The organism is Mesonia mobilis DSM 19841 (assembly GCF_000423405.1).
Taxonomy (GTDB): Bacteria; Bacteroidota; Bacteroidia; order Flavobacteriales; family Flavobacteriaceae; genus Mesonia; species Mesonia mobilis.
In genome coordinates this window covers 66,187-79,262 of sequence record NZ_AUHX01000007.1, presented here as the reverse complement: position 1 = coordinate 79,262, position 13,076 = coordinate 66,187, and the positions used below count along the sequence as shown (strand labels likewise).

At 34.8% G+C, this 13,076-nt stretch carries 11 protein-coding genes and 1 tRNA gene; 9 read left to right on the top strand and 3 right to left on the bottom strand.

Annotated elements, in window-relative coordinates:
* The first annotated feature begins 213 nt into the window (after positions 1 to 213).
* Positions 214 to 372: a helix-turn-helix domain-containing protein gene (locus G551_RS16945; protein ID WP_373294446.1), complete on the top strand. Its 159-nt coding sequence runs from the start codon at positions 214 to 216 to the stop codon at positions 370 to 372.
* A gap of 120 nt (positions 373 to 492) precedes the next feature.
* Here the strand turns inward: G551_RS16945 and G551_RS0107485 are convergent.
* A tRNA-Phe gene (locus G551_RS0107485) sits at positions 493 to 565 on the bottom strand.
* Positions 566 to 666: 101 nt separating this feature from the next.
* Between G551_RS0107485 and G551_RS0107480 the strand changes: the two genes are divergently transcribed.
* From G551_RS0107480 to G551_RS0107450, 7 genes are all read left to right on the top strand, one after another.
* On the top strand, positions 667 to 1,398 hold the full coding sequence (locus tag G551_RS0107480) for a type III pantothenate kinase (protein WP_027884982.1): 732 nt from the start codon (positions 667 to 669) through the stop codon (positions 1,396 to 1,398).
* The gene (locus tag G551_RS0107475; protein WP_027884981.1) at positions 1,398 to 2,636 is read left to right on the top strand and encodes a hypothetical protein; all 1,239 of its coding nucleotides are present in this window, start codon (positions 1,398 to 1,400) and stop codon (positions 2,634 to 2,636) included. The genes G551_RS0107480 and G551_RS0107475 overlap by 1 nt, the downstream gene beginning before the upstream one ends.
* 21 nt (positions 2,637 to 2,657) lie before the next feature.
* Entirely contained in the window at positions 2,658 to 4,034 is a 1,377-nt protein-coding gene (locus G551_RS0107470; protein WP_027884980.1) for a hypothetical protein, read from the top strand.
* A gap of 10 nt (positions 4,035 to 4,044) precedes the next feature.
* Positions 4,045 to 4,611 (top strand): LPS export ABC transporter periplasmic protein LptC, encoded by a 567-nt coding sequence (lptC, locus tag G551_RS0107465; RefSeq protein ID WP_027884979.1) that lies wholly within the window; start codon positions 4,045 to 4,047, stop codon positions 4,609 to 4,611.
* A complete protein-coding gene (locus G551_RS0107460; RefSeq protein WP_027884978.1) occupies positions 4,611 to 4,802 on the top strand; it encodes a hypothetical protein in 192 nt (63 codons plus the stop codon). Before lptC ends, G551_RS0107460 begins: the two co-directional genes overlap by 1 nt.
* Positions 4,802 to 6,091 carry a hemolysin family protein gene (locus tag G551_RS0107455; RefSeq protein WP_027884977.1) on the top strand — a complete coding sequence of 430 codons (1,290 nt, stop codon included), beginning with the start codon at positions 4,802 to 4,804 and terminating at the stop codon, positions 6,089 to 6,091. The genes G551_RS0107460 and G551_RS0107455 overlap by 1 nt, the downstream gene beginning before the upstream one ends.
* Positions 6,092 to 6,176: 85 nt before the next feature.
* Complete coding sequence (locus tag G551_RS0107450; RefSeq protein ID WP_027884976.1) at positions 6,177 to 8,252, top strand: peptidylprolyl isomerase; 2,076 nt, start codon at positions 6,177 to 6,179, stop codon at positions 8,250 to 8,252.
* 199 nt (positions 8,253 to 8,451) lie between these two features.
* On the opposite strand, the gene G551_RS0107445 is transcribed toward G551_RS0107450, so the two are convergent.
* Together G551_RS0107445 and G551_RS0107440 are read right to left on the bottom strand one after the other, a co-directional pair.
* The gene (locus tag G551_RS0107445) at positions 8,452 to 9,381 is read right to left on the bottom strand and encodes a GYDIA family GHMP kinase (protein ID WP_027884975.1); all 930 of its coding nucleotides are present in this window, start codon (positions 9,379 to 9,381) and stop codon (positions 8,452 to 8,454) included.
* A complete protein-coding gene (locus G551_RS0107440; protein ID WP_027884974.1) occupies positions 9,371 to 10,678 on the bottom strand; it encodes a hydroxymethylglutaryl-CoA reductase, degradative in 1,308 nt (435 codons plus the stop codon). Before G551_RS0107440 ends, G551_RS0107445 begins: the two co-directional genes overlap by 11 nt.
* A gap of 202 nt (positions 10,679 to 10,880) precedes the next feature.
* Between G551_RS0107440 and G551_RS0107435 the strand changes: the two genes are divergently transcribed.
* Positions 10,881 to 13,058, top strand: coding sequence for a S9 family peptidase (locus tag G551_RS0107435; RefSeq protein ID WP_027884973.1), 2,178 nt, complete (start codon positions 10,881 to 10,883; stop codon positions 13,056 to 13,058).
* Positions 13,059 to 13,076: the final 18 nt, after the last annotated feature.

The window sequence follows — 13,076 nt, the reverse complement described above, 5'->3', positions numbered from 1 at the left end:
GGTAACGGAGGGGGGACTCCCCCTTATTACTTTAATAATCTGGTGATGGTCTTGTTTGATTTAAATTAATGTAGTAGGTTAGTATATGTAAGATAAGTATAGTTTTAGCTACTCGGACTGTAAATTAAACTATCTTATATAGGGCTCATCACCATGTTATGTCAGGGTGACGAATGATGAGATAAAGAGAGCGATTAATGAGATTATTTTATAATGGAAAGTCTATTAAATAGTCGGCAGGTAATGGAGTTATTGAATATCAAATCACCAACAACATTAATAAAGTATGAAGCCGAAGGGACTATTTGTGTCCATGCCAGGTTAGGTAATAGGAAACGTTATCGAAAAAGTGATATTAAAAAGTTACTGTAATTTATTTAAGGAGCATTTCGCTCCTTATTTTTTTTAATAAAAAAAACACAGTAATAAACACAGTGAAATAAAAAACCCCTGAATATCATACTGATTTTCAAGGGTTTTCGTTTTAAAAGGTGGTGCCTCCAGGAATCGAACCAGGGACACAAGGATTTTCAGTCCTTTGCTCTACCAACTGAGCTAAGGCACCAGTGCGTTAAGCGGTTGCAAATATATATTCATTTTTACTATTGCACAACAAAAAATTGAAAAATTTCTGTTTTTTGTATGTTTGTAATCTAAATTTATCAAATGAATCTAATTGTTGATGCTGGGAATACATTAGTTAAACTCGCTGTATTTCAAAATGATATACTTGTTGAGAAAGATGCTTTTGAAAAGGAAATCTTTTCTGAAAAAATTTATTTTTTTTTCGAAAAATATCCGAAAATTAGCTTTTCAATTCTATCGAGTGTTCAAAAACATCCAAAAAGTTGGGAAGAATTACTTAAGTCAAAAACTAAATTTTTGCAACTTCTGTCTTCAACACCGGTCTTTTTTAAAAATAGGTATTTATCTAAAAACACTTTAGGGATCGATCGTATTGCATTAATCGCAAATGCGGCACATCAATATAAAAATAAAAATGTATTGGTCGTCGATGCGGGAACTTGTATAACCTATGATTTTATAAATAGCGATAACGAATATTTAGGAGGTGTTATTTCTCCGGGATTAACTATGCGTGCTCGCGCTATGCATGAATTTACGGCAAAGTTGCCTTTGGTCGAGGTTGTTGAAGAAGAAAAAAGTATTTTAGGAAAGAATACGCAACAATGCTTAAAAATTGGAGTTGTAAAAGCAACAGCTTTAGAAATAGATGGTTTTATTTCAGAATATAAAAATAATTTTCAAGATTTAACAGTTATTTTAACCGGTGGGGATCGTCAAATTTTGTCTAAGAACGTAAAAAATAGCATATTTGCCCCCTCAAATTTCTTACTTGAAGGTTTGAATCAAATTTTAGAATTTAATAAAAGTTAATGATTAAACAGTTAGTTACAGTAGCGATTTTATTTTTTACAGTCACTTTAAGTGCGCAAGAAATTACTTCTTCTCCCTATTCATTCTTTGGTATCGGGGTTCAGAAATTTAAGGGAACTACAGAAAATAGATCTATGGGAGGTTTGAGTATAGCTTCAGATAGTATTCATGTTAACCTTCAGAACCCTGCTGGTTACGGAGCTTTACGCTTAACCACATATACTATCGGAGTTTCTCATTCAGAAACAACAATATCTTCAAACGATACAGAAGATGATCTGTCGAATACCAATATCGATTACTTAGCAATCGGAATACCGACAGGTAAGTTAGGTTTCGGTTTAGGGATTGTTCCTTTTACTTCGGTAGGTTATCAGTTAAGAAATGTGGATGAGCTTGGGACAAGTGAATTTTCTGGTAGAGGAGGTTTAAATAAACTTTTCTTAGCGGCGGGTTATCAATTGACAGAAAATTTAAGATTAGGTGTTGAGGGGAGTTATAATTTTGGTAATATCCAGAATAGAAGCATTAACTTTCAAAACGATATTCAATTTGGAACTCGAGAAATCAACAGGTCAGATTTAAGTGGTTTTAAAATGAAATTCGCAGCTCAATACGAGCAAATGGTTACGAAAAAATTACAATTAACAGCTTCTGCGTCTTTCACTCCAACAACAGATTTGAAGTCTGAAAACTTTAGAGAATTAGCCACTTTAGTACGTTATAATGAGAGTGAATTGGTTTCAGACGCTCGGGAAATAGACGTTATAGATGATGAAATGAGTTTGCCTTCAGAAGTTCGTTTTGGTGCCGGTATTGGTAAGCCTAGAGAATGGTTTGTGGGTGCAGAATATCAACGCTTAAGCTCAAGTGAATATACAAATAGATCTTTCGAGTTAAATAATGTTGAATATACCGATGCAACAACTTATCGTGTAGGTGGATATTTTATTCCAGATTATAATGATGTGACAAGCTACTTTAAACGTGTGGTTTATAGAGCTGGGGCAAGGTTTGGAGACTCGGGCTTAAACATTAACGGAGAAGATATCGATGAGTTTGGCATATCTTTTGGTGTAGGTTTACCCGCAGGAAGATTACTAACTAATGCAAACCTTGGTGTTGAGTTTGGAAGAAGAGGAACCACCAGCGCCGGCTTAGTAGAAGAAAACTTCTTTAGCGTGTTTCTAAGTCTTTCATTAAACGATAGATGGTTCCAACAAAGAAAGTTTAATTAATTTTTACATATATAATCAACTATGAAAACCAAATTGTTAGCTTTATTAGCCGCAGTATTTTTTAGCTTCGGTACAGCAAATGCTCAAGAGGTAGATTGTAATACAACCTTAAGTCTTTATTCGCAAAGTGCAAAAATTAAAGATTATAAGTCTGCATTACCTCATTATAATACTTTAGCAGAGAATTGCCCTAAGATAAACTTAGCGTTATACCAATATGGTGAGCGTATGTTTAAGCAATTAATTAAAGATGCTGAAGGTGATGCTGCGAAGAAAAAAGAATATGCAGAAGCATTAATTAAAAATTATGAATTAAGATTAGAAAATTTCCCTGATAAAACTCAGAAAGGTGAGACTTATGCAGATATTGCTCAGGTAAAATTTGATAATGGTTTAGGTTCTTTAGAAGAGCAATATAATGCATTTGATAAAGCTTGGGAGTTAGATCGGGAGTCTTTTAATAGTCCAAAAGCGCTTTATTCTTACTTTAACTTAATCGTTAAATTACAAGAAGCTGGTAAAAAAGATCTTCAAGAAGTTTTTACTAAGTATGATGAATTAATTCAGAAAATCGAACGTCAAGAGATTATTCGTGCAGAACAAGCAGAACCTTTAATGGCGAAGCAAGAAGCGGGAGAAGAATTAAATTCTAATGAGAAAAGAATATTGAGTAACTCTGATATTTACCTAACTAACTTTATGAAAATTAAGGGTTCTATTAACTCTATGCTAGGTGAAAAAGCAGACTGTGATAACTTAATTCCGCTTTATAAAAAAGATTTTGAAGAAAAGAAAACAGATACAGAATGGTTACGTAAAGCAGCGAGAAGACTTTCTGCTAAAGATTGTGACGATCCTTTATTCTTTCAGTTAGTAGAAGCTTTACACGAAGCAGAACCTTCAGCTAAAACAGCTTATTATTTAGGTCAGTTAGCAGATAAAGATGGTAATAATGCAAAAGCATTAGAATATTATAACCAATCTGCAGAGTTAGAAGAAGAGCCTTTAGCAAAAGCAAAAGTATATTATGCGATTGCTAATAAATATAAATCAAAAGGAAGTTTGTCTCAAGCAAGAAGCTTTTACAGAAAAGCGCTTAAATTTCAACCATCATTGGGTATCGCTTACTTAAAGATTGCTCAAATGTATGCTGCTAGCGCAAATAACTGTGGTGAAACTTCTTTCGAGAAAAGAGCAGTTTATTGGTTAGCTGCAGAATATGCAGATAGAGCTGGTAAAGTAGATCCTTCTTTAAAATCTAATGCTAGTCAAACAGCTGCATCGTATAGAGGTACTGCTCCGCAGAAACAAGATATCTTTACTTCAGACTATAAAACTGGTGACAATATTAGTTTTGGATGTTGGGTAGGAGAAAGTGTTAGAGTTCCTGCACTATAGTAAATAATTTATGTGGTTAACATATAAGTATATATTAAGAGGCATTGTCGCGATTCTTTTTGCGACAATGCTTTTTTCATGTCAAAACGGTTTAAACGAAGCGAGAAAGTTTGACGGTAATAGAGTTGAGCCACTTACTATTGGTGAAGGTGTCAATTTGTTTTATACCGACAGCGGAAAAGTAAAAGCGAATTTACGAAGTCCTAAAATGTTAGATTTTACGAATCAACAGTTTGCTTATCGTGAATTTCCAGACGGAGTTGAGGTCGATTTTTTTAATGAAAAACAAGAAAAAACGACTATCGTTGCCGATTATGGCATAGTTTACAACCAAACAGACCTTATCGATTTGCGAGGGAATGTAAAAGTAGTAACGAGCGACACCACTATTTTAAACGCTCAACAATTATATTGGGATCAAGCCAGAAGTTGGGTTTTTACCGATAAAAAATATAATATTCAAATGAATAATGGAGCATTAAATGATGGTGAAGGTTTTGATGCTAACGAAAATTTTGATAAATTCATTTCACGCTCTAATATTGGCGTGCAATACTTAGATGAATCTGAACAATAATGAAGTATTTTAAATATTTTGAATACGCATATTTGGTGTTTGCCGTGCTTTTCTTTTTTGAAGCTTACCGCGTATGGAGTGAATCTGTAGATCGTGCTTATCTGTGTATTTTTTTAGGAGCCGTTGCAGTATTTATGTTTTTCTTTAAACGAAGGTTTAGGAGGAAGATCGAAGAACGTAATCAACGCTAATGCATACCGAAATTATTATCATTATCGCTTCTCTTATTTTATCTGCTTTCTTTTCAGGTATGGAGATAGCGTATGTTTCTTCCAATAAAATACATATTGAGATCGAGAAGAAGCAAGGTGATTTTTTGGCTAAAATCTTAGAAAGATTAACCAGAAAACCTTCAAAATTTATCGCCACAATGTTGGTAGGTAATAATATTGCGCTAGTAATTTATGGGTTTTATATGGGCGATTTGTTGGTTAATTGGCTTACGCAATTAGGTCCTTTTGAAAACGGATTTCTTAATTATTGGATTGCCGACGGACAAATTTTTAGTCAGACGCTTATTTCAACCATCGTTATTCTTTTTACGGCAGAATTTTTGCCAAAAGTATTCTTCCAGATTTATGCAAATTCGCTGTTGAAGTTTTTTGCACTTCCGGCATATTTCTTTTATGTGATCTTCACTTTTATTTCAGCTTTCGTTATTTGGATCTCAGATTTAGTGCTCAAGTTATTTTTTAAAATTGATGGAGATGAAGTGCAATTAGCCTTTAGTAAAGTTGAATTAGGTAATTACATCTCAGAACAAATGGAAACCGTTGAAGAAGACGATGAGATAGATTCTGAAATTCAAATCTTTAAAAATGCCTTAGAATTTTCTGAAGTAAAATCGCGTGAAGTCATGATCCCGCGTAACGAAATTATTTCCGTAGATATTTCAGAATCACCAAAAAACCTTATCCAGATCTTTACAGAAACCGGACTTTCAAAAGTATTGGTTTACAAAGAATCTAACGACGATATGGTGGGCTATATTCATAGCTTCGAGTTGTTTAAGAAGCCAAAAGATTTAGAATCTATTTTGATGCCGGTGGTTTACGTCCCAGAAACGATGTTGGTTAAAGATGTCCTTAATATTCTAATCAAAAAACGAAAAAGCATAGCAGTTGTTATCGATGAATACGGCGGTACAAGCGGTATGATGACTGTTGAAGATATTGTTGAAGAGCTTTTTGGGGAGATTGAAGATGAACATGATCCTGTTGTACTTATAGAAGAAGAGCTAGCCGAGAATCGCTACAAATTTTCTGCACGTTTAGAAGTAGATTATGTCAACGAAAACTTCAAATTAAACATTCCTGAAGGAGAGAATTACGAAACCCTTGGCGGTTGGATCGTGAACCACACAGAAGAAATTCCCGAACAAGGCGGAACCGTTCATATCGAGAATTTTAAAGTCACAATAATTGAAGTTTCTAATACAAAAATCGACCTTGTTGAGTTAGAAGTGTTAGATGAAGATTAATTCCTAAACTTTTTAAGAAATATATATTTTATAATTTCTTTAATTATCTTATTTTCGCCCACTATTTAGTTAAAAATCATATAAAATGGCAGTATTAAATAAAATCAGACAACGTTCTGTTTTCTTAATTGTAATTATCGCCCTTGCATTATTTTCTTTTGTATTGGCAGATCTTTTTAAAACTGGTGGTTTTTCAGGTCAAAAAGATCAAAACACGGTAGCTACAATCAATGGTGAAGATGTAAATCGTGAAGAGTTTGCCAGAAAAGTTGAAAATTACCAACGTAACGGTAGAGGTACTACAAGTACAGAAGCTGTAAATCAAGTTTGGCAAAGAACTTTGCAAGAAGCTTTATTAAAAGAGCAAATAGAAAAAACTGGTATTTTGGTTGGTGACGATCAATTTAATAATACGTTAAAGCAGGTTTACGCAGGTAATCCTAACTTTACTAACGAAGCCGGTATTTTCGATCCTGCCGTTTTAGAAGAATATGTAGCTAATTTAAAAGCAACTTCTCCGCAAGCTTATGAGCAGTGGAAAGCAATGGAAGAGCAAATTGAGCTTCAAGCTAAAAATCAGCTTTATTATAATATGATTAGAGCTGGTGTTGGAGCAACTTTAGTTGAAGGAGAGCAAGCTTATTTAATGCAAAGTGAAAGTGTAGATTTAAGATTTGTTCAAGTTCCTTATGAGTCTGCCGGAAATGTTGAAGTTTCTAAAGAAGAAATCAAAGAATATATCAATAAACATAAAAAACGTTTCGAAAGAGAAGCGAATACAAACATTAAATATGTTTATTTTGAAGAGAAGCCATCTTTAGATGATGAAAATTCTGCTAAAGAAGAATTAAACGATATCATTTCAAAATTCAACAATACACAAGATGTAGAAGCTTTTGTTACCTCAAATTCTGAAATGCCATACGATGGTAACTATAAGTTTAAGTCTGCATTACCGTCAGAGAACGCCAATAATATTTTTAACTTAGAAGAAGGTCAAACTTACGGTCCTTATAAAGAAAATGGTTTTTGGAAATATTCTAAAGTAACCGGAGTTAAGCAAATTGCAGATTCAGTTAAACTTAGAAGAATCTTAGTTTCTTACCAAGGTTCTGCTATCGATCAAGGAGATTTTACAAGAACAAAAGAGCAGGCACAAGCTTTAGCAGATAGCTTAGCTAGTGTTGTTAAAGCAGATGCTGCAAAATATGATGAGTTAGCTCCAGAATATTCAGACGATTCAAGATCAAAAGATAACGGTGGAGATTTAGGTTGGAATCGTTACACTAACGCTCGTCTAACACCAGAAGTAAAAGATTTTGCTTATAATAATGAAGAAGGAACTGTTGAAGTAGTAGAAAATCAAATTGGTTTTCACGTAGTGATGGTTGAAGAAGCTACCAACCTACAGAAAGCTGTACAAGTAGCTACATTAGCTGTAGAGATCGAACCTTCAGAAAAGACAACTAGCGATCTATATACAGAAACTACTAAGTTCGAAATGAAAGCTAAAGAAGGAGATTTTGAAGCTTTAGCAAAAGAAAGTAATTACAGTGTAAAAACTGCTAACAATTTAAAGGCTATGCAAGAGAACATTAATTCTACTCTTGGTAATCAAAGAGCTATTGTTAGATGGTCATTTAATGAAGATACTAAAGTGGGAGATGTAGAACGATTCGATTTATCTTCAGGTTACGTAGTTGCAAAATTAACCGATAGAAAAGCTAAAGGTGTTCAATCTGTTGAAGAAGCTTCACCTAAAGTAACGCCTATTTTAAGAAGCAAAAAGCAAGCTGAAATTATTAAAGAAAGAATTGCTGGTAAGAGTATGCAAGAAATCGCTTCTAGTGAAAGTACTTCTATTCAAACAGCGAATGCAGTTAATTTAGAAAATCCAACTTTACCGGGAGCAACTAGCGAACCAGAAGTAGTTGGAGCAGCTTTCGGTTTAAAACAAGGAGAAACATCTTCTCCAATCGCTGGGAAAAAAGGTGTTTATGTAGTAGAACTTATAAAGAAAAATGAAGCCCCATCATTAGATTCTTATAGAACTTTCGCAGACAGAGAAACGATAACTAGGTCTTCTAACGCTTTAAACAGAGTGAATAAAGCATTAGAAAGCTCTGCAGAAATTGAAGATAATCGTTCAGATTTCTTTTAATATAAAAACATAAAATTACTTTAAAAGCCTAAGTTTAACACTTAGGCTTTTTTTAATTGTCTAAGTTCAAGTAATAAGTGCAAAAAAGTCGCTTAGAAATTTATACCAAATTTACTAGGTAGTCCACCGCAGAAGGAAAACTATTCACTCAGAAAATCGTAAAAGAGTAAGCGAGATAAAATAGAATAATTCTTAAAGGCTATAAAACCATTTCTTGATAATCGAGAATAGTTTTATAGCCTTTTTTTATAAAGTAGTTTTTTTCGTTTTCGCTACCGGTTGCTAAAATAAAATCGCCGCCCCAAGCGCCCAAACTTTTAATACTTCTTGGGTAATCGGCAAATAAATGCTGCTTTACGGTTGGCAAGGCTAATATTTCTGAAAGTAAAAATTCGTGTTCATCAATTAGATTTTCAAAAGTTGAAATGTCTTCAGCTTTTAAAATTTCAGCAGTAATTCGATTCACTTTTTTTATCCAATCTTGCCTCTTTGCTAGATCCTGCTGTCGATAATGTTGTATGCCTTCTCGGCTATTTTGCTTTTGATTTAGATGAACAAAAAACAGCTCGTCTTTAAATTTAGGTGAAAATTCAACCTCTTCAACTAATGGATTTTCATTTTTTTGAAGCTGAAATAAAATCGGATTCGAATGCTTTGCGCAAGCCAGATCGTAACCGCTGCCGCCAAAAGTTTTGGCCAACAATTCATACGGATTCACCTCTGCCCAAGTCGCCAAATTATTGATCAACGTAGAAGAAGATCCCAATCCCCAATCTTGCGGAAATTCTAAACTTGTCGTTATAGCAAAACCTTTTTCTACAAATAATTCAGGTTGAAGTGTTCTTAGGGTCGACAAAATATTCTGTAAAGCACGACAAATTAAATTGGCTTTTGCATCAGTCAATTTTTTCTTCGGAAGAAATTGCTGCGGAGTAATTTCATATTCCTGTTCAAACCAAATTTTTCCTTTATGATCGATACTTTTCCAGCTTAACGTATTTTTTTCAGCATCGGCAACCTTTAAAAACTGACCTTTTTTTGTCGGAACGGCTAAGGCTTTTGCGCCATCCAACACCAAGTATTCTGCGGTGAGTAAAAGTTTACCGTGACTGTAATAATTAGTTTCCATTACGTAAACCTTCGATAATTTCTACCACTGCGCTATGGCTTACAGTATTGCTTTTAAAATGCTCGATCACTTGTTGGCGCTCATTTTCATTCGCTTCAAATTGGTTAAGAATATTCATTAAATGCATTTTCATATGTCCTTGTTGAATGCCAACCGTGGTTAGCGATCGTAAAGCAGCAAAATTTTGAGCCAAACCGGCAACAGCAACGATCTTCATTAATTCTTTAGCTGAAGGTTTTTGCAGCATTTCTAAAGCTAATTTTACTAGCGGATGAAGACTTGTAAGTCCGCCAACGGTTCCTAAAGCCAACGGAATTTCCATCCAAAACTTAAATACACCATTTTCTACCGAAGCATCGGTTAAACTGCTGTAGCTTCCGTCTTTTGCGGCATAAGCGTGAGCGCAAGCTTCAATAGCTCTAAAATCGTTTCCGGTAGCAAGTACGACCGCATCGATACCATTCATAATTCCTTTATTGTGTGTTACGGCACGATAAGGTTCGATTTTGGCAATTTTAACGGCTTCGACGAACTTTGTGGCAAACTTTTCAGCATCTGCTTTATTCGGCAGTAAATCTTCTACCGGGCAACATACTTCAGCTCTCACCAAACATTGCGGAACGTAGTTAGAAAGTATACTCATGACAACTTCCGGCTGTTCTTCCGCAGAAAAATAATTTTCAGCTTCACGTGTAAAAGTTTCAGCAATTTGCTCTAAACACGAATTAATGAAATTAGCGCCCATCGCGTCTAGCGTTTCAAAAGTGCAATGCACTTGATAGTAATTTTCTAGATCGGCTGTTTTATTACGTAACTCGATGGAAGAAATTCCGCCACCGCGTTTCTCCATATTTTTAGTGATCGCTTTTACTTCTTCAATAAGTTTGGGTTGCACTTCGTTAAAAAACGCAGTTAATTTTTCAGTATTTGCAGCAGAGGTAAAATGAACCTGACCTACTTTTTGGGTTGAAAGTACTTCTGCTTTAAAACCACCTTTTTCTAACCAAAATTTGGCAGCATTACTGGCGGCAGCCACGACAGAGCTTTCTTCGATCGCCATCGGGATGGTGTAAAGCTCATCGTTAATTAAAAAATTTGGAGCAATGCCAAAAGGTAAATAGTAGTTAGAGATCGTATTTTCGGAAAACTCATCGTGCAGTTTTTGCAGCTTTTGATCTTGGTTCCAATAACGTTCTAGCGTTTGTTTAGCTTGAGAAGAATCGTTGAAGTAATTTTTGGTAAGCCAATTTATTTTTTCGTCTTTACTAAGCTTAGAAAAGCCTTTTACCTGCTTCATGAGTTTTAGTTATTCAAATTGAAGTCGCAAAGATACGATTCAGGTTTAAAATTGCAGAATACTTCTGCTTAGAAACTGTGGTTTAGTTACTCAAAATCACTGAATCTCTTTAACAAAACCTTAGTATTTAACATGTATATTGCCTATTTTTTGGCGATTTTTTAGTAAACTTGACCTTCAAAAATTGAATTCTCTATAAAATATGAAATTACATCATTTGTTTGTAGCTGCTTTTTTAGTCGCTACCAGCTTTATAAATGCTCAAAATAAAGAAGTTACACTAGAAGAAATATGGGGTGGTGAGTTTAGACAAGAATACTTACAGTCGTTACGTTCGCTAAATAATGGTGAAGAGTATGCGGTAAGAAACTTCGATCGCGCTACAAGAACGATGAATGTAGATGTGTATAGTTACGAAACTGGTGAAAAAACGAGAACTTTAATAAGTTCTGCCGATATCGAAGGTTTAGACTTTTTTCAAGATTATACTTTGAGCGAGAATGAAAGTAAAGTGATTCTTTCTACGCAAGTACAGTCAATTTTTAGACGTTCGACTACCGGAGTTTATTATGTGTACGATTTTTCTTCTGAAAAATTAACGCAGATCTCTGAAGATAGAATTCAGGAACCAACTTTTTCTCCCGACGCAAGTAAAGTAGCTTACGTTTTTGAAAACAATATTTATGTAAAAGATCTTAGTTCTGGTGAAACCACGCAAGTAACCTCAGACGGAAAAGACAATGAAATTATTAACGGAGTTACCGATTGGGTTTACGAAGAAGAATTTGCTTTTGTAAGAGCTTTCGATTGGAATAAAGACGGAGATAAAATAGCTTTTTTACGTTTCGATGAAACAGAAGTGCCAGAATTCTCTATGGATATGTACGGTACTTACGGTCAGCAATTATACCCGACGCAAGATGTGTTTAAATATCCTAAAGCCGGCGAGAAAAATTCAGTAGTGACGCTTCATTTATTCGATCTTGAGGCTGGAAATACTTCCGTAGTCAACCTAGAAAAATCTTACGAATACATCCCAAGAATTAAATGGACCAACGATCCTGAGGTGTTAAGCGTGCAAGCAATGAACAGACACCAAAACAATTTGGATCTAATTTTTGTGAATGCTGAAAAAAATACTGCTGAAGTTGTTTTAAATGAAACCGACGAAGCTTACGTAGATGTGACCGATAACCTTACATTTTTAAACGATAACAGTTTTATTTGGACCAGTGAAAAAGACGGGTGGAATCATATTTACCATTACAGTAAAACCGGAAAATTATTAGATCAAGTAACTGAAGGAAATTGGGAAGTGACTCAATATTATGGTTTTGATGCTAAAACCGGAAGAATTTATTTTCAAAGCACCGAAAACGGAAGCATTAACCGTGATGTGTTTTCAGTTAGAGCCAATGGTAAAAACAAAGTGCAGTTAACGCAAAAGCGCGGAACGAACGATGCCGATTTTAGTGCAGACTTTACGTATTTCATCAATTCTTACACCAGCGCTACAATTCCGTACGAGTTTACACTTCACAAAGCTCGAAACGGAAAAAAAGTAAGAGCTATTAAAGACAATAAGGCTTTATTAGAAAAGTTGAAACCTTATAATTTCTCTAAAAAAGAATTTTCAACCATTGAAGTAAACGGAAACGAGTTAAATATGTGGATGATCAAACCACAAGATTTCGATGAAACAAAAAAGTATCCGTTGTTTATGTACCAATATTCAGGTCCGGGTTCACAGTCAGTTTCAAACACTTTCAATAGCTCGAACGATTATTGGTATCAATTATTAGCGCAACAAGGATATATTGTGGTTTGTGTAGATGGTCGCGGTACCGGTTTTAAAGGAGCAGACTTTAAGAAAGTAACGCAAAAAGAACTTGGTAAGTTTGAAGTAGAAGACCAGATCGATGCCGCTAAAAAATTAGGCGAAAGAGCTTATATAGATGCCGATAGAATCGGGATTTGGGGCTGGAGTTACGGAGGTTTTATGTCTTCTAACTGTATTTTTCAAGGCAACGATACTTTCTCGATGGCGATCGCTGTCGCACCGGTAACCAGCTGGAGATTTTACGACAGCATTTATACTGAAAGATATATGACCACGCCACAAGAAAACGCTTCTGGTTACGATAACAATTCACCGATCAATCACGTAGAAGGTTTAAAAGGTGACTTCTTATTAATTCACGGTAGTGGTGATGATAATGTTCACGTGCAAAACACCATGCAAATGGTAGAAGCGTTAGTGCAAGCCAACAAACAATTTGACTGGGCAATTTATCCAGATAAAAATCACGGAATTTACGGAGGGAATACAAGACTTCACCTTTACACAAAAATGACCAACTTCATTAAAGAAAATTTATAAAATCATAAACCCTAAAAT

Excerpts from the sequence above, each read along its gene's own strand:
- G551_RS16945 (WP_373294446.1), top strand. The coding sequence starts at position 214 with ATGGAAAGTCTATTAAATAGTCGGCAGGTAATGGAGTTATTGAATATC.
- G551_RS0107480 (WP_027884982.1), top strand. The coding sequence starts at position 667 with ATGAATCTAATTGTTGATGCTGGGAATACATTAGTTAAACTCGCTGTA.
- G551_RS0107475 (WP_027884981.1), top strand. The coding sequence starts at position 1,398 with ATGATTAAACAGTTAGTTACAGTAGCGATTTTATTTTTTACAGTCACT.
- G551_RS0107470 (WP_027884980.1), top strand. The coding sequence starts at position 2,658 with ATGAAAACCAAATTGTTAGCTTTATTAGCCGCAGTATTTTTTAGCTTC.
- lptC (WP_027884979.1), top strand. The coding sequence starts at position 4,045 with ATGTGGTTAACATATAAGTATATATTAAGAGGCATTGTCGCGATTCTT.
- G551_RS0107460 (WP_027884978.1), top strand. The coding sequence starts at position 4,611 with ATGAAGTATTTTAAATATTTTGAATACGCATATTTGGTGTTTGCCGTG.
- G551_RS0107455 (WP_027884977.1), top strand. The coding sequence starts at position 4,802 with ATGCATACCGAAATTATTATCATTATCGCTTCTCTTATTTTATCTGCT.
- G551_RS0107450 (WP_027884976.1), top strand. The coding sequence starts at position 6,177 with ATGGCAGTATTAAATAAAATCAGACAACGTTCTGTTTTCTTAATTGTA.
- G551_RS0107445 (WP_027884975.1), bottom strand. The coding sequence starts at position 9,381 with ATGGAAACTAATTATTACAGTCACGGTAAACTTTTACTCACCGCAGAA.
- G551_RS0107440 (WP_027884974.1), bottom strand. The coding sequence starts at position 10,678 with ATGAAGCAGGTAAAAGGCTTTTCTAAGCTTAGTAAAGACGAAAAAATA.
- G551_RS0107435 (WP_027884973.1), top strand. The coding sequence starts at position 10,881 with ATGAAATTACATCATTTGTTTGTAGCTGCTTTTTTAGTCGCTACCAGC.